Genomic DNA, 17148 nt, shown 5'->3' with positions numbered 1-17148 from the left:
AAGGTGGGCAAAAATACCAAAATAATAATGGAATCATAATTTGTTTTAAATTATTATTTTTTAATCAAATACACAGTTAAAAACAATATTTTTGCAGTAATTTATGAATTTAAGCCTCTCTTTAAACACTATTAATAATGAAAATATGTCTTATAAGCTTTGACCATTGGGAATATGACAATCACATCATTAAAACACTTGAAGACAAAAATATTGAGGCACATCATATAAATACCGGTAAGTTTAAGTATAAATATCCGACTCCTTTACACAAGGTTACTAATTTTTTAAGTAAAGTTATTTTAAAGAGGAATATAAAAAAGATAAAACAGCACCAATATATTTTAAATGAGCTTAATAAGTTAGGTACACAGGACAAAATACTGGTTATTAACCCGGAACTTATACCTGTAGCTATTCACAAAAAAATAAAGAACTATACTAAAGAGTATATTGCTTATCTGTATGACAGCTCCAAACGCTACCCTATAGACCATTTGCTTGATAATATTTTTGACAAAATATTATCTTTTGACAGTGATGATGTTGCACAATACGGTTTTTCGCCAATAAGCAACTATATCTATATGGACAAAAAACCGTTACAGCAGCCTAATGAAGCTACTTATGGGGCATTTATGATACTTTCAATAGATGAAAGGCTGCAGACGCTTAACGCTATAGCAAACAGACTTAACATCATAAACATAAATTATAACTTTATACTGGTAGGTAAACATAAACCCGCCGGCCTTAACATTAATATTAATCACCAAAGGGATATTATAAAGCTGGACAGGCTTGATGAATACATGAGTGATGCAAAGGTTTTTGTAGATATTGTGAGGGTTAACCAAACCGGACTCAGCTTTAGGGTATTTGATGCCTTATGCTACCAAAAGAAACTGATAACGACTAACAAAACCATAAAGGATTATGATTTTTACAATCCGAATAATATACTGATTGTAGATGCTGACAATCCTATAATTGAAGCTTCCTTTTTTGAAACGCCTTATGAGCCGTTAGACGAAAACATATACTATAAATACACTATAGACAACTGGGTTAATACTGTATTTTTTGAAAAAGGTGACACTATATAAATGGAAAAGAAACTATTATTTTTAAGTAACGGACGCTACGACCTTTATAAAGTTTTTGAAGAGGGATTCAAAAAATATTCGGGGTGTGAGGTAACCACTGTTTTATATAAAAACTACAAGTACAGGAATACATGGGAAAAAGTACAAAACTTTCTGTTCAAAATATTCCTGAACAAAAACCTTAAAAAAATTAAGGCCAGTGAACAGAACCTATACGGACTGGAAGCTCATTATGATTATCTGGTAATGATTTCTGCCGAACTGGTATTACCTCAGCATTTAAAAAAACTGACTCAAAAAGCCAGTCATAGTGTAGCCTACTACTGGGATTCGTTTGACCATATCCCTGCAGCCCATACCATACAGTATTTTGATGAGGCATTTACCTTTGAGCCTAAAGATGCCAAAGATTATAACATTAACCTTATCACTAATTTTTACTTCCACGAGGAAAGGATAACCGATTATGACTACGACCTTTTCTTTCTGGCGTCATACGATTCAAGATATCCGCTTATAGCTAAAATAGCTACTGCACTGGAAGCCCAAAACCAAAAAGTAGTGATAAAGCAGTATGCCGAAACATTACCCGATATTACGGATGCGCCAAAATCGGTTGAATTTATCGACAAACACATCTCTTTTAATGAAACAAAAGAGTACATGAGAAAATCCCGTATTATACTTGATATACACAAGGATATACAACGCGGGCTATCCTTTAGGGTATATGAAGCCATGGGACTTGGCAAAAAACTGATTACCACCAATCCTGATGTAAAGGATTATGATTTTTACAACCCAAATAATATTTTTATCTGGACTACGGAAACAAAAGCACTGCCTTCAGAATTTCTAAACACGCCTTATGAGGAGCTTCCGGAACATATCTATAAAAAGTACAGTCAGGAAAACTGGGTTAAAACACTACTCAATATTAAGGATTAATAGTATTTTTATATAAAATTTAATCAATGATAAAATTCCTCGACATACAAAAAATAAACCTGCAACATCAGCAGGAAATAGAGGAACGCCTGCTTAAAACCTTTAGAAGCGGGTGGTATTTATTAGGTGAAGAAGTCAAGGCTTTTGAAGAGAAGCTTAGTAATTACATAGGCTGTAGCCATGCCATAGGCGTCGCTAACGGGCTGGATGCACTTCGACTTATTTTTAAGGCTTATATAGAGCTTGGCATAATGCAGCCTGGAGACGAAGTTATAGTGCCTGCAAATACATACATTGCATCAATACTGAGTATTACAGATAACGGGCTTGTACCTGTTTTTACAGAACCCGACATCGATACTTACAATATAGACTTTTCACTAATTGAAGAAAAAATTACCGAAAAGACAAAAGCCATAATGATTGTTCACCTGTATGGTCAGGTGGCATATAGCAATGTGCTAACAGAATTAGCAAAAAAACATAACCTTAAAATTATAGAGGATAATGCCCAGGCCATCGGCGCTAATTGGAATGGTACAAAAACAGGAAATCTGGGAGATGCTGCCGGGTTCAGTTTTTATCCGGGTAAAAACCTTGGTGCATTAGGCGATGCAGGGGCTATTACCACTAATGATGATAAACTGGCAAAAACCGTACGCACACTGGCTAATTACGGTTCGCAGCAAAAATATGTAAACCGATATAAGGGACTTAACTCAAGACTGGACGAAATACAGGCTGCCGTGCTTTCGGTAAAGCTTAATTATCTTGAAACCGAAAACCAAAAACGCAGGGAAATAGCACAATACTATATTGATAATATTACCAACGGGGATATTATCCTGCCAAAAGTCAATTCAGTGATAACAAATCCCGAACATGTTTGGCATTTGTTTGTTGTACGCACTGAAACCAGGGATAAGCTGCAAAAATATTTATCTGAGAATGGCGTGCAGACACTTATCCACTACCCAATACCTCCTTATAAACAAGAAGCTTATATGGAATACAGTGATTTATCTTTCCCGATAACCGAACAGATACATAATGAAGTACTGAGCTTACCAATAAGCCCCGTACTTACCGATGAAGAAATAAAAAAGATTGTTGACATTTTAAACAGTTATTCAAATTAGCCATGAGCACAGATAATATAAATGAAGAGGTACACAATGCCTATGAGATAATTAAAAACGGAGGCATTATACTTTATCCTACCGATACCGTGTGGGGAATAGGATGCGACGCTACAAATGAGGAGGCCGTAAAGAAGATATATGCCCTAAAGCAACGTGAGGAAAGCAAGAGTATGATTGTACTTATGAATGGCGAACGCATGCTTTACAATGTGTTTAATGAAATTCCCGAAGTGGCGTGGCAAATACTGGATCTTTCAGACAAGCCTACTACACTTATACTGGACAACCCGAAAAATGTAGCTAAGAATATCGTAGCATCAGACAATACTTTAGGTATGCGCCTGGTAAAAGAACCGTTTTGCTACAAGCTTATGGAACGCATGAAAAAACCTCTTGTTTCCACTTCTGCCAATATAAGTGGGATGCCAACCCCTAATTCTTTTAAAGAAATAGACCATCATATTTTGGACGGAGTAGACTATATCGTAAATTTGCACCATGATAAAGTTGCCGCAAAGCCCTCTACAATTATCAAGCTTGGCAACGATTTACAGGTAAAAGTGATAAGACCTTAATGGAAAATAATACTTCATACAAAGAAGCTCTAAATAACAGGATATTTGAAATCGCCTCACAGGCCGCTGCCCAACTTAACTTAGAAAGTTATGTAATAGGCGGGTTCGTAAGGGATTTTCTTTTAAAAAGGGACTTTAAAAAAGATATAGATATCGTTGCTGTAGGCAGCGGTATTACACTGGCAAAAGAGGTTTCTTCCCTATTGCCTAACACTCCTAAAGTTCAGGTTTTTAAAAACTATGGTACAGCCATGCTTCGTTTTGAAGAAAAGAAAGGCGACTTTATAGATATTGAGTTCGTAGGTGCCCGTAAGGAATCATACAGCAGCGAAAGTCGCAACCCTGTTGTTGAAAACGGTACACTTGAAGACGACCAGAACCGCAGGGACTTCACCATTAATGCACTGGCATTATCACTTAACAAAAATGACTACGGTAGGCTTGTAGATCCTTTTAACGGAATTGAAGACCTTAAAAATAAAATTATACGCACACCTTTAGACCCCGATATTACCTATTCGGATGATCCGTTGCGCATGATGCGTGCCATACGCTTTGCCGCACAGCTTGACTTTACGATAGAAGAAGAGTCACTGAAAGCGATAAGCAGGAATAAGGAACGTATTAAAATAATATCAGGAGAGCGTATTGTAGACGAGCTTAATAAGATATTGATGACACCTGTGCCGTCTATAGGCTTTAAACTGCTTCATGAAACAGGATTATTACATATTATTCTTCCTGAACTTACCGCACTACAGGGTGTGGAAGAAGTGGAAGGACAAACCCATAAAGACAATTTTTTCCACACACTGGAAGTAGTAGATAATATTGCTCCGAATACAGACGATGTTTGGCTGCGTTGGGCAGCATTACTGCATGATATAGGTAAAGCACCAACAAAGAAATTCAGCAAAAAACACGGATGGACATTCCACGGGCATGAGTTCCTTGGAGGGAAAATGGTAAAGAGGTTGTTTGAAAGGCTGCACATGCCATTAAACCACAAAATGAAATATGTGGCAAAAATGGTTATGCTTAGCTCCCGCCCTATTGTACTGGCTCAGGATATTGTAACAGATTCGGCAGTACGCAGGCTGATTTTTGATGCCGGTGAAGACGTGGATGATCTGATGACACTTTGTGCAGCAGACATCACCACTAAAAATGCTCAGAAATTTAAAAAGTACCACAATAACTTTAAGATAGTACGACAAAAAATAGTAGAGGTTGAAGAAAGAGATCATGTACGTAATTTCCAACCCCCTATATCGGGCGAAGAGATTATGGAAATATTTAACCTGAAGCCTTCCCGTGAGATAGGCCAGCTTAAGGAAGCTATCAAAGAAGCCATACTTGAAGGTGAAATACCTAACGAATATCAGGCGGCACATGACTTTATGATGGCAAAGGCTAAAAAGATGGGGTTAATAAAAAAATAACTGAGCAGCAGAGTAGCTTGTACATGATATAAATCATATAAGCCAAACCGTACTAAAAGTAACTTTGCGACTTTGTAAATCAGAAATTTTGAAACTCAAAGAAAAATGAAACTAAACTTTATAAAAACTGCAAAAACTGCCCTGGTATTGGTTTACCTTGTAATTGTGGCAGGTGCTTTAGTACGTATGACAGGTTCGGGTATGGGGTGTCCCGACTGGCCAAGATGTTTTGGCTATTACATACCCCCTACCGACGTGACCGAGCTTACCTGGAGTCCTAACCATGAATTTGATAAAGGACAGGTCATTATAAAGGATGAGAAACTTTGGGTTGCAAAAGAAACGTTTACTACAGGCGAGAGTTATAACGAAGGTAACTGGGAAGCATACACCAAACACGATTATGCTGAGTTTAATCCTTTTCATACCTGGGTTGAATATGTAAACCGTTTAGTGGGAGCCCTGGCAGGATTAGCTGTATTTATAATGGCTATAATGGCCTTAGTTGTCTACAACAAACAGAAAACAAACATCATACTTCTTTCTTGGATTACCGTATTCCTAATGGGCTTTCAGGCATGGTTAGGGGCTACAGTGGTATATTCAGTACTAAACCCCATAAAGATTACCATTCACATGGTTATGGCTTTAGTAATTGTGGGTATTATTTTATACATACTGCACAAGGCTAAAGAAAATGCGGGCAGCTTTAAGCAGGATAAACTGTTTAAAACCCTTTTGGTAGTATCTATTATGCTTACTATGATTCAGGTTGTTTTAGGTACACAGGTACGCCAGTTTGTTGACGAGCAGATAAAGTCTTTGGGCTACGACAACATGAACATGATTCTTAATAGCCCTGAAGTAACATTCTATATTCACAGGACTTTCTCTTTTGTTGTTTTTGGTGTTAACCTATGGCTATACGTTCGTAATAAAAAGCTTAATCTTGGCTACAGTAAAATAAACTGGATTATGTTGTTGCTGTTGGTTGAAATAGCATCGGGTGTTGCAATGTATTACCTTGACTTCCCATTCGGATCTCAAACTATACATTTAGTAACAGCATCTATACTGTTTGGTATACAATATTACCTTTGGCTGGAAACTACCAGAAAAAAGGTTGTATCTCAACAGGTATACTAAAGCTTTCACATACTTTTAAGGCGGGGTTAAAGTTGTACTAAACCTCTGGTATTAAAAATATTAAGTTGGTAACTTTATGCTAAATAAAAAACAACTTAAAATAAAAAAGCTATGCCTAACAAAGAAGAAATTAAAGGGAACTGGAATGAGTTTAAAGGAAAACTTAAACAAAAATATGCCGAACTTACAGACGATGATCTAATGTATGAAGAAGGCAAAGAAGATGAAATGTGGGGGAAGCTGGAAAAGAAATTAGGTAAAGCCAAAAAGGAGATTTTATCAGTTTTTGAGTAAGCTTATTTCCTTTTAGGAAACTACACATTTTGAAACTGTTCTGTAATCAGAAGATGATTTGCAGAACAGTTTTTTATGTGGTTATCCCAACCATTCCCTAAAATCGTTAACGCGCTCGCGGCTTACAATTACCTCATCTTCATTATAGGTGTTCAGGACCAGTTTAAGGCGGGAATTGGTATACATCACAATATCCTTAATTGCATTTACCGAAACTATGAACTTACGGCTTACGCGATAGAATTTTGAAGGATCCAGTTCGCTTTCCAGTTGTTCGAGAGTACCGTCAAGAAGATAGTCCCTCCCGTCGTTAGTATGGATATACGTGCCTTTATTTTCACTGTAAAAACATTCGGCATCGTCTATATTGATCATTTTAAGGCGCTGCCCCATTTTTATGGTAAAACGCTTTTTATAGTTTTTTTCAAGAGGGTTAACCAGCATCTGTTTTATCTGGTTAAAATCAAACGAAAACTCCTGGCTTGCCGGAATCCTTTCGCGATATTTATTTACAGCTACTTCTAAGTCTTCCTCATCTATTGGCTTTAGTAAATAATCTATACTATTAAGCTTAAAGGCCCTTAAAGCATACTCATCATAAGCGGTAGTAAAAATTATCGCACTGCTTATAGGCACGGCATCAAATATTTCAAACGATAGTCCGTCCGAAAGCTGTATATCAAGAAATATCAGGTCAGGGTGTTCGTTGTTCTGAAACCAGTCTATTGCTTCCTCTACAGAGTGCAGCATGGTACCTGCTTCAAGATTAAGTTTTTGAAGTTTTCTTTGCAACAGCCTTGCAGCAGGCTTTTCGTCTTCTATAATTAAAACATTCATTGGTTGGCGGTTAATTTGTTATAAAAGATTGTATTGTTACTCCCAGCGGTTTTCTTTTTTAGTCTTCTTATTCTTTTCCAATATTTCATTAAGCTTGCGCTCTTCCCAGTCTGAACCAAAAAAGATAGTAGTCCCAAAAACACTGGCAGCATGAAGCATTAATCCCATACCCCAAAAAAGGGCAGTACTAAAGGTACCCCATCGCCAAAAATCCTCACCCGGTTCCATACCAATTGCACGTGATATCAATATAAATGCATTAACAAACAGATAAACGGTAAGGTGCCTGTAAAACCCTTTAATAGATTTTACTTTCTTTTTGGCACGCTCTAACCTTTCTCTTTCTTCAAATGAATTTTCCATAATTAGATTTAAGACTCTTTTTTGTTTTTAGACATTATTTTTTTTATTTGCTTTTCTTCCCAATCTTTTGGCAAAATATATTTTGCTCCAAATACAAACAATCCATGGGCTAATACTGCCGAACCCGCTATAACAATCATGATGAAAAAAGAAGGCTTCCAAAATGTTTTTGGCATCCAGGAGTCGACACACCAAAATATAAAAAACAGGATATTTACTGTTAGGTATATCGCCAGGTGCATGTAAAAACCCTTAATGCTTTCAACCCTTTTATGCACTTTATCTATCTGCTGTTTTTCAGAGGTATCTTTCATAGCTATTCATATTTTGCACGATCCTGTCTTTCCTTTTCCATGAGTTCCCTCAGTTTTCTATCTTCCCATCCCTTACCTAAGAACGGATTGTAACCAAATACCTCCATGGCATGAAAACCAAGCCCCAGCCCCCAACCTATAAGCGAGAAAAAGAACCATAAAAACTCAGGACTAAATCTAAGGTTAATAAAAATTAGTAACGGCATTATTACTATATAGCAGGTTAAGTGATAATAAAACCCGCGAAGCTCTTTTACTTTCTTTCTGGCTTTTCTGTACAATAGCCTTTCCTGTTCTGATTTGTCATAAAAATTATCCATAACTATTGTTTTTTATCGGATTTCTCCTTTTGTATTAATTCTTTCATTTTTTTCTTCTCCCATTTCTTCCCTAAAAAAGGATAAAAGCCAAATACTTTCATCGCATTTAAAAAGACTCCTAATCCCCAACTGGCTGTTATTATAAAAAACCAGTACAGTAATGGCTTGAAAGTGAGATCCAGTAGCACCAGCAAGGCAACAATACTTATCAAATAACAAATAAGATGAATATAAAAAGCTCTTAGATCTCTTACCTTTCTTTTGGTTTTCTGATATAAAACACTATTCTTATCAAATTCGTCGTAATACCTCATTCTTATTGCCATTTGTTGGATTTCTCCTTATCTATAAACTCTTTGATCTTTTTCTCTTCCCAATCCCTTCCTAAAAAAGGCATGAAGTTAAACACATTAAAACCGTGAATTACAACACCTAGTCCCCAGCCTAAAGCCGGAAACAAAAACCAGTAATAGCCGGGAGAGGTAACATAGTTTAATATACCAAGTCCCGGTATGATAACAAGATAAGACATCAGGTTTCCGTAAAACCCTTTTATATCCTCTACCCTTTTCTGGGCTTTGTAATAATCATTTTCTTCATCACTGTAATATACCGGTTCCATAATCGATACCTGTTTTGTTAGTACGGGTAAGTATACCCTGAAATATTCTTCGGTTTGCTCTATCTCCATCTTCCTGTTGGTTAATATGGCATAACGGTTTACTATATTTTGCAAACCAACGCCTTTCCTGTCCTGCAGTACTTCTTTTTTCTGCAGTGTGTTTTCTACCACCAGGTAACCGTCTTTTTCATATATCTTAATATGTAGCGGCCTTTGGGGACTTACTACATTGTGTTTAATTGTATTTTCCAGTAAAAGTTGCAGCGATAGTGGTACCACTTTCCCTTCGGGGTTTATCAGCTCGGTTGGAGCATCATAAAAAAGACTGTTCTCAAACCTCATCTTAAGAAGGTTCATATACGTTTTTGCAAACGAAAGCTCTTCCTGTACACTTACTACCTCTTTATCCCTTTGTTCCAGTACATAGCGGTATATTTTAGAGAGTGAAGTGGTAAAGCGTTGTGCGTTCTCCGGATTCTCTTCTATTAACGAACTTAACACATTAAGGCTATTGAAAAGAAAATGCGGGTCTATCTGGTTCTTTAAGGTTTCAAACTGTGCCGAAGCCGTACCAGCAATTATCTTTTGCTTTTTTACCTGGTTTTCCTGGTAACGCTTGTAAACATAAAACACATGAAAACCTATATCAACTATCAGGGTTATTATAAAGGCTAAAAAATAGTTTGCTATCTTTTCTTCCTTTATAAATCTTGCCATGGTATACCCCTGCACCACAACATCCTCAAAAACGCGCAGGATAAAAATTATAACCAGAGATACCAAAAGCGAACTGCTTACACCAATCACAAACCTTTTTACTGTTATAATTCCCTTACCATACTTTCGGTCAAAAAACTTAAACATTAAAGAGTTAACAGTATAAAGACATATGCTATACAGCATAACAAACATAAAGTTTACTAAAAGCGCTCTGTTCCAGGTAAACGATTTACCGTTTGCCATAAGAAATAACAGGACTATAAAAAAAATTATACAGCCCATTATTATTACCCTGAATAACTCTTTAATTAGTAGTTTCATATTGTTTTGCTGTTTCCTTATCCAGTTTATCCTTATAAACCTTTAATAATTGGTATACTGCCGTTAGTACCCAAAACATACTTATAAATAGCAACCAGTAAACCACTTCGGTTGTCCTTAGAATTGCCTTGTTATAATCCTGTAGCAGTTCCAGTAATTTTTCCTGACTGTTTATATCCTGAATTTCATGGGGATATCCAAAACTCCCTAATACAGCCGTTGGGGGAAGTGAGAACCAAAGCACTGCCATTACTACTCCGGAAACAGTAATCATAACCTGCAGGTTTTTAACACTATCCCGCAAAGGGTCTCCTGTTTTATGCCTTACTATTTTTGTATAAACTACTGCTCCTATAATAAACGGAAGTATTATCCATATCAAACTTATCTTATCTAACCCCAACATCTAATTAACTGTATTATATTATTATTTTTTACACTCTGCTGCTTTTTGCTGTGCTCTGTCCAGTCCCCAGCTAGGATAAAAAGGTGTTTCCGCCTTAAAGTTAGCAAAAAGAGTTAGAGAACGCTCAATTTCAGCACACATAGGTGTAGTATCCTGACCAAAATAAGCTGCTCCTCCCATGTCAAATTCTGCCGAACAAAACACTACACGCGGATTATCTGGTGCTGTTTGCTTTGCTTTTGCATAAATCTGTTTTACCGTTGCAGATAGTTTCATTCCGTTTGTCATTGGGTCATAGGCTATCCAGGCTGTATGTATCATTGCCTGCATTACCATCAGTTCCGGATTATCAGGCGAAACAAGTGTTGCCAAATCCTCCGCGTCCTGTGCTTTGGTTAATAGGGCGTTTACTTTTTCTTTATCCTTTGTCTGGAACGCATCAATCGTATTTATAAGCGCTACATAGTAATTAGGTATCCAATTGTCTTTTTCTGCTGCGGCTATCCTTTCAAACATTGCCGAAGCTTCTGAATTTTTACCCTGCCCCCAAAGATCGAATGCTGTTTGCATTCCTGTTTCATACTGACTTTGTGCGCTAACCATACTACTCACAAATAAAACTATAACTGTAATTAATCTAATCATGACTGTTCGTTTTTTAATTAATAATTGTTTGATTTTGATGAGACAAATATCCAAACAAAAAAACACCTTATAAAAAGTGTTTTACCGAACTGTAGAATAACAGGGATGAGTTGTTTATTTTAATTAATTTTACCTGATGCTTACTAAAAAACTTATATCACAACTTAATCTCAACATAAAAAAGATATCTCCTGTTCATGGTGGGGACATCAATGAAGCTTACCATATTGAGGTGCAGGAAGGTGATTTTTTCATTAAGCTGAACAGCACATCTAACTACCCCGCCCTTTTTGAAAAGGAAGCCAACGGACTAAAAGCATTGTCCGCAACAAATACACTTAAAACACCTGAGGTTATTGCCACAGGAAATTTTGAGAACACTCAATACTTATTACTGGAGTGGATAGCGCCGGGCAGCCCAAACGTAAAGGCATGGAAAACATTTGGGCAACAGCTTGCTACAATGCATCAAATTCCTCAAAATCATTTTGGTTTTGCCGAAGACAACTATCTGGGTACTTACCTACAGGAAAACACCAGTTATAATACCTGGGCAGAGTTTTACGGTAACTACCGTGTACTACCAATGATAAGGCTTCTATACAGTCAGGGGAAGATTGGAGAAGATGTAGTAAATGCTGCTAATAATTTTAGCAAAGAACTTAGTAGTATTTTCCCAACCGAAACTCCGTCATTATTACATGGCGATTTATGGAGTGGCAATTTTATTATTTCGCAATATAATAACACTGTACTTATAGATCCCGCCGTATATTGCGGGCACAGGGAAATGGATTTAGGTATGAGCAGATTGTTTGGCGGATTTGCCCCTCAGTTTTATGAGGCTTACAACGAAGTTTATCCTTTAGAGAAAAACTGGGAACAGCGCCTGCCCTATACCCAATTGTATCCGTTATTATTTCATGCCTATGCTTTTGGCGGGCACTATATACAAAGTATTAAAAACATTCTTAAACCTTTTAACTAAAACCAATGGAAAAGAAAATAATTAAACGGAACAAGACCAAGCTATTCTTTGCCTTTTTAGGTTCAGTACTATTTGTTGTTGCCGGCTTTTATATTCTGGATAAACCTATGAAATTTTTACCCGGACTGGAAAATGTAGTGGGCAGTGCAGCTATCGTATTTTTTGGAGCATTATCAGTATTCGCTTTTCTTTTCCTTATGAATAATAAACCTGCGGTTATTGTAGATGAAAGCGGTATAACCGATTATTCAACAAGTATAGGTGTAGGACATATAAAGTGGGAAGACATTACAGGATTCACTATCAGGAAGGTATTTAATCACCGCTTTATAATAGTACATGTTAAAAATCCTGAGGTATACATTAATAAGGCATCGGGTACTAAAAAATGGTTACGCAAACGCAACAATGCCATGTACGGATCGCCAATAAGTATTCCTGACAACAATATTAAACACAATATTGACGAGCTATACAACCTTTTCCTTTTGGAATGGGAAATAAGAAACGGGGATAAAATTGCTTAATATGAAAAAGATAGTCGTCCTATTGGCCCTACTGCTGCTTGCCGGATGCCAAAAAGAAGAGAAAAAACCAGAAGCGGATTTTGATATGTTTGTGTTTTCTTTTGCTACTGATGCTGCTAATTTCAGCATCAAGTTTACACCCGGAGACAGTATTTATATGAAAACTTCTCCTGTTGATTATTTCTATTCTGTATTAACGGAAGAAAAAACAGACTCTGTATACTCAATCATTAAAGAAATTAACTTTGCTGAATATGATACCGTGTATACTAATGAAAATATTGTTGACGGAGCCTCATTTAAATTTTATAAAGCCAAAAACGACACAATCAACTGGATATATGTGTATGAGAATAAAACTCCTAAAAAGCTATATGAAATTGCCGATAAAATAATTGAATTGCAAAAAGGACAACGCTGGACTCCCTTTATCGGGAAACAGGACTTTGGCAATCTCGATTACATTGAATTACCAAATCCTGTTAACTAACTATAAATTATCAAGTTGATTGGTTTTTTTATCATCACTGATGGTCCAAAAGAAGCCTACAAAAAAGAATCTGTCTGCCGGTTGGGTAATGGCCTGTCTTGCAAACTGTCCGTTTAAATCGGGTGTATTGGCATAATTGTACCCAAATACATTTTCGTAACCCAATACATTTGAAACTGAAAAGTATAATATTTTTTGCGGACTTAATAACCATGCCCAACTAACACTTAGGTTATTATAGCTTTTGGTCATGCTGTTCATAAACTCAGTTTCGTTAGGGTTATCATAAGGCCTGCCGGAATTGAAAGTGTAAGTAACTCCTAATTGCGATCTTAAATCATCTATCCAGTATCTTGTTACTACAGAGAAGTTATGTTTTGCCACATAGCTTGGTGTAACAGCATACTCGTAATTCCTGTAATCCCTTTCGGTATCAATAAATGAGTAAGACAGCATGTAATCGAAATATTTTATATTATAACTATCTCTCCAAAATAAATCTATACCCTTTGCATATCCCTTTCCTCCGTTATTGTATACAGAATTGTACATAGGCGTATCGGTATCATATTTAATCAGGTTGCTATAGTCTTTATAATAAACCTCTGCTCTAAACATCCTGCGTTCGTTATTATACAGATAGTTCAGAATATAGTGACTGGTTTTTTCATACTCAAAGCTTTTAAAATACTTCAGGTAATCTGATATTGGTGTTTGATGAAAATCACCATAAGCTAAAGAGAACTGTCCTCTTTTACCTGCCTTATAAGCTAATGATACACGTGGCTCCACAACCGTTTCATCAACTATTTCAGAATAAGAACCCCTTACCCCTGCTTTAAGTGCCAGGTTTTTAGAGAAAAATATATCGGCTTCGGCATAAGTGGCTGCTATAGAATTGTTGTAACCGCTATTAAAAGTAAAGTTTGTTGGTTCTTTATAGTCCTCATTAAAATTGGTAATAAAATAGTCGGCACCAAAGCTTAACTTAAACCTACTGCTGAAATTCTTCCTAAGCTTCATTTTAATATGCGAGCTGTTTTCCTTATCCTCCACCATGTTACCTGCGGGTTCTACATTAGTATAACTGTAACCATAGCTAAGTCCTGTTTGTAGCGACCATGCGTTACCAAGAGTACCACTGTATGAACTGTTAAGATAAAAATTGTTGTTTTTTAGGGCCACCCTAACCGGATCCGGTTCATTAATATCTTTTTGGTTGATATCAAAGTCAGAATGATCAAAAGCGGCATATACTTTTAGCATACCTGTATTGAATTTATATCGGTAAACTGTCTCGCCCGATAAAGACTGTACGGGTTTATTCCAGTCTATATTTTGAGGTACTATCCACTGATAAGGCTTAAGGTTTATATAATTTGCATTGAAGCTAAGAGAGCTCTTTTCCCATTTTTGGGTATTACCTAGCCCAACACCTACTGTCATTAAGGCGATATCGGTTTGTTCCTGCTCCGGTTCTTCAATAGTATTAAGTAATAGTACACTTGAAAGCGCTTCACCAAATTCTGCCGAATACCCACCCGTAGAAAAGGTAATCCCTTTAAATAAAAACGGAGAAAAACGGCCTCTGGTAGGCAGGTTATTGGTTGTAGCTCCATAGGGTTGTGCTACGCGTATACCGTCCACATAAGTCTGGGTTTCATTAGCCTCACCTCCCCTTACAAAAAGCCTTCCGTCTTCGCCTACGGTTTGCGTACCCGGTAATGTTTGCAGTGCTGCCACTATATTACCTGCCGATCCTGCAGTAGTAACAATATCCAGAGGTTTTAAGGCAGTTATTTTACTGTTGTCACCTGCAGCAAATGTACCTGCCGAAATTACTACTGCATCAAGAGTGTTTACACCTTCCCGAAGTTTAAATGTTTGTGGCTGGTAGTTTTCAACAGTAATAGCCTGTGTAACTTTTTCAAAAGACAAAAAGGTTATTACCAGTGTCTGGTTCCCCATTGTAGTGGTTTCAAAAGAAAAGTTACCTGCTTCATCGCTTACTGTCCCGTCATAAGTACCTTCAAGATAAACATTAGCTCCCGGTAGCGGGCTGCCTTTAGTATCCTGCACTGTACCTTTTATTACGTTTTGTGCATTAAGGCTGATTGCTGTAAATAAAAAGAGAAAAATAACTGCTCGTTTCATAATTGATTGATTGTTTTGATGGAGCAAATTTGCAACGGCTTTTACACCTTTCATAATTAATAATACCCAACTGTAATTTTTAAAGGATGAACTGTAATTTCATTTCTTAACAAAATTTTATACTTTCGCCATTATTAACCAACAGCAATTACACAACTACTTTCATGAAAAACTTTTACACCTTACTTTTAGTTCTTACTTCTTTTATTTCCTATTCTCAAATAACCTACAAGCAGGGATACTTCATCAACAACAATGGTGAAAAAACAACATGCCTTATTAAAGACATGGCATGGAAAAACAGCCCTCTTGATTTTGAATACAAACTGGCTGAAAATAGCGAATCATTAACTGCAACAGTAAATAATGTGGCAGAATTTAATGTTGATAACAGTTATAAGTTTAAACGTTTTACTCTTGATATCGAACTGTCTAGCAATTATGTAGATAAACTGGACGTCACATCGGAACCTGTATGGCAAAAGAAAACCCTTTTCTTAAAAGTATTACTCGAAGGAGATTTAGATCTTTATCAGTTTGAAGATGGGAATATCGTTAAATATTTTTATGGTACAGGTGATAAACAAACTGCCACACAACTTTTATTTAAAAAATATGTTGTTGATGGCATGATTAAGGAAAATAACAATTATCGCCAACAACTGTTTAACCTTATGAGAGACAGGATAAACAATGTAAACAGATTTAAAAACATTGATTATAAAAAAAGTTCTCTTACGAAGCTTTTTAGCGAATACAACGGAGAAAGCAATAATAACTATACCCTAAAACATAACAAGAGCAAAATAACCTTAAAGTTCACTCCTGCTGTAGGCTTTACTTCTTTCGCATTTAAAAATGCGGTTAATAAAACTTATAATTTTGAAATGGAGCCTTCACAAACTTATTCAATAGGGGCAGAAATGGAATATATACTACCTTTTAATAACAATAAATGGAGCTTGTTTATTAATCCATCTTACAACTTTTACAACAGTAGCTATAAAAACAAAAACTATAGTGTAGAAACCGATTATAAATTTTTACAGGTACCTATTGGTGTAAGATATAGCATGTTTTTTAACAGCGACTCAAAAGTTTTTATAAATGGATCTTACAATCTTAATTTCTTAACGGGTAACTCTAAGATAACCTACAACAACAGCGAACTGGAAATAGGTAAAAACAGCTCATTTGCTTTAGGTGCCGGATATGGCTTTAAAAACTATAGCATTGAGGCACGTTACATTCTAGACCACAGTATATTAGGCCCTTACACCGTTTGGACTTCCGAATATAATTCGCTAAATGTGATATTGGGTTACCGTTTCTTATAAAGAAAATTATAAAGTACTTTTAATTGTCATACTAAGGCTCTACTTTTATAGCAGAGCCTTAAATTTTTTATATTATGAATATACCAAACAACTATTTACCGGTAATGCCTTATCTGGTACTGGATAAAGCTTATGAGTTCATGGAATTTTGCAAATATGTTTTTGGCGCCACAGAACAGATGATAGTACCCGGTCAGGATACAAGGGCAATTATGCACGGCGAACTGAAAATACACGATGCCATAATAATGTTTGCAAACAGTAATGAGAACTGGAAACAAAAAACCTCGGGTACATTTATTTTTGTTACAAACGTAGATGATGTTTATAAAAAAGCCATGGAGTCCAAGAGCATTTCGCTACAGCAGCCCGTTAAGCAGGATTACGGATACTCGGCAGGATTTGAAGATCCTTTTGGTAACCATTGGTGGATAACACAGGGAGAATAATT

Annotated in this window: 21 protein-coding genes; 12 read left to right on the top strand and 9 right to left on the bottom strand. The window is 36.4% G+C overall.

The genetic code is table 11. The annotated features are described in order from the left end of the window. The first annotated feature begins 137 nt into the window (after positions 1-137). The 7 genes from NU09_RS13505 (at position 138) to NU09_RS13475 (ending at position 6653) form a co-directional block, all read left to right on the top strand. On the top strand, positions 138-1106 hold the full coding sequence (locus NU09_RS13505) for a hypothetical protein (RefSeq protein ID WP_129751825.1): 969 nt from the start codon (positions 138-140) through the stop codon (positions 1104-1106). After that, positions 1107-2054 (top strand): hypothetical protein, encoded by a 948-nt coding sequence (locus NU09_RS13500; RefSeq protein WP_129751824.1) that lies wholly within the window; start codon positions 1107-1109, stop codon positions 2052-2054. It abuts the gene before it with no gap. A gap of 26 nt (positions 2055-2080) precedes the next feature. Continuing rightward, a complete protein-coding gene (locus tag NU09_RS13495; RefSeq protein ID WP_129751823.1) occupies positions 2081-3193 on the top strand; it encodes a DegT/DnrJ/EryC1/StrS family aminotransferase in 1113 nt (370 codons plus the stop codon). A gap of 2 nt (positions 3194-3195) precedes the next feature. Beyond that, complete coding sequence (locus NU09_RS13490) at positions 3196-3771, top strand: L-threonylcarbamoyladenylate synthase (RefSeq protein WP_129751822.1); 576 nt, start codon at positions 3196-3198, stop codon at positions 3769-3771. Then, positions 3771-5213 (top strand): CCA tRNA nucleotidyltransferase, encoded by a 1443-nt coding sequence (locus NU09_RS13485; RefSeq protein WP_129751821.1) that lies wholly within the window; start codon positions 3771-3773, stop codon positions 5211-5213. Before NU09_RS13490 ends, NU09_RS13485 begins: the two co-directional genes overlap by 1 nt. A 105-nt stretch (positions 5214-5318) precedes the next feature. Then, positions 5319-6359, top strand: coding sequence for a COX15/CtaA family protein (locus tag NU09_RS13480; protein ID WP_129751820.1), 1041 nt, complete (start codon positions 5319-5321; stop codon positions 6357-6359). 111 nt (positions 6360-6470) lie between these two features. Beyond that, entirely contained in the window at positions 6471-6653 is a 183-nt protein-coding gene (locus NU09_RS13475) for a CsbD family protein (protein ID WP_129751819.1), read from the top strand. Positions 6654-6734: 81 nt separating this feature from the next. Here NU09_RS13475 and NU09_RS13470 read toward each other — a convergent pair whose 3' ends face one another. The 8 genes from NU09_RS13470 to NU09_RS13435 are packed head-to-tail and all read right to left on the bottom strand — an operon-like array spanning position 6735 to position 11201. Further along, positions 6735-7490 (bottom strand): LytR/AlgR family response regulator transcription factor, encoded by a 756-nt coding sequence (locus tag NU09_RS13470; RefSeq protein ID WP_129751818.1) that lies wholly within the window; start codon positions 7488-7490, stop codon positions 6735-6737. A 36-nt stretch (positions 7491-7526) separates the two neighbouring features. Further along, positions 7527-7853 (bottom strand): 2TM domain-containing protein, encoded by a 327-nt coding sequence (locus NU09_RS13465; protein WP_129751817.1) that lies wholly within the window; start codon positions 7851-7853, stop codon positions 7527-7529. 8 nt (positions 7854-7861) lie between these two features. Next, complete coding sequence (locus tag NU09_RS13460; RefSeq protein ID WP_129751816.1) at positions 7862-8167, bottom strand: 2TM domain-containing protein; 306 nt, start codon at positions 8165-8167, stop codon at positions 7862-7864. Between the two features lie 2 nt (positions 8168-8169). Next, positions 8170-8487, bottom strand: coding sequence for a 2TM domain-containing protein (locus NU09_RS13455; RefSeq protein ID WP_129751815.1), 318 nt, complete (start codon positions 8485-8487; stop codon positions 8170-8172). A gap of 2 nt (positions 8488-8489) precedes the next feature. After that, positions 8490-8813, bottom strand: a complete 324-nt coding sequence (locus NU09_RS13450; protein WP_129751814.1) for a 2TM domain-containing protein — start codon at positions 8811-8813, stop codon at positions 8490-8492. Next, positions 8804-10150 carry a 2TM domain-containing protein gene (locus NU09_RS13445; RefSeq protein WP_129751813.1) on the bottom strand — a complete coding sequence of 449 codons (1347 nt, stop codon included), beginning with the start codon at positions 10148-10150 and terminating at the stop codon, positions 8804-8806. Before NU09_RS13445 ends, NU09_RS13450 begins: the two co-directional genes overlap by 10 nt. After that, entirely contained in the window at positions 10134-10556 is a 423-nt protein-coding gene (locus NU09_RS13440) for a hypothetical protein (protein ID WP_129751812.1), read from the bottom strand. Before NU09_RS13440 ends, NU09_RS13445 begins: the two co-directional genes overlap by 17 nt. Positions 10557-10577: 21 nt before the next feature. Then, entirely contained in the window at positions 10578-11201 is a 624-nt protein-coding gene (locus NU09_RS13435) for a hypothetical protein (protein ID WP_129751811.1), read from the bottom strand. A gap of 136 nt (positions 11202-11337) precedes the next feature. Between NU09_RS13435 and NU09_RS13430 the strand changes: the two genes are divergently transcribed. The 3 genes from NU09_RS13430 to NU09_RS13420 are packed head-to-tail and all read left to right on the top strand — an operon-like array spanning position 11338 to position 13206. Continuing rightward, a complete protein-coding gene (locus NU09_RS13430) occupies positions 11338-12189 on the top strand; it encodes a fructosamine kinase family protein (RefSeq protein WP_129751810.1) in 852 nt (283 codons plus the stop codon). A gap of 5 nt (positions 12190-12194) precedes the next feature. After that, a complete protein-coding gene (locus tag NU09_RS13425) occupies positions 12195-12716 on the top strand; it encodes an STM3941 family protein (protein ID WP_129751809.1) in 522 nt (173 codons plus the stop codon). Between the two features lies 1 nt (position 12717). After that, a complete protein-coding gene (locus NU09_RS13420) occupies positions 12718-13206 on the top strand; it encodes a hypothetical protein (RefSeq protein WP_129751808.1) in 489 nt (162 codons plus the stop codon). Here NU09_RS13420 and NU09_RS13415 read toward each other — a convergent pair whose 3' ends face one another. Then, the gene (locus NU09_RS13415; protein ID WP_129751807.1) at positions 13207-15360 is read right to left on the bottom strand and encodes a TonB-dependent receptor; all 2154 of its coding nucleotides are present in this window, start codon (positions 15358-15360) and stop codon (positions 13207-13209) included. Positions 15361-15524: 164 nt separating this feature from the next. On the opposite strand from NU09_RS13415, the gene NU09_RS13410 reads away from it, so the two are divergent. Together NU09_RS13410 and NU09_RS13405 are read left to right on the top strand one after the other, a co-directional pair. Then, the gene (locus NU09_RS13410; protein ID WP_129751806.1) at positions 15525-16697 is read left to right on the top strand and encodes a porin family protein; all 1173 of its coding nucleotides are present in this window, start codon (positions 15525-15527) and stop codon (positions 16695-16697) included. 74 nt (positions 16698-16771) lie between these two features. Next, on the top strand, positions 16772-17146 hold the full coding sequence (locus tag NU09_RS13405) for a VOC family protein (RefSeq protein WP_129751805.1): 375 nt from the start codon (positions 16772-16774) through the stop codon (positions 17144-17146). Positions 17147-17148: the final 2 nt, after the last annotated feature.

The organism is Flavobacterium beibuense, from assembly GCF_004151245.1.
Lineage (GTDB): Bacteria > Bacteroidota > Bacteroidia > Flavobacteriales > Flavobacteriaceae > Flavobacterium > Flavobacterium beibuense_A.
Note: the sequence above shows the minus strand (reverse complement) of the source record. Positions and strands in the feature narration are given on the sequence as shown.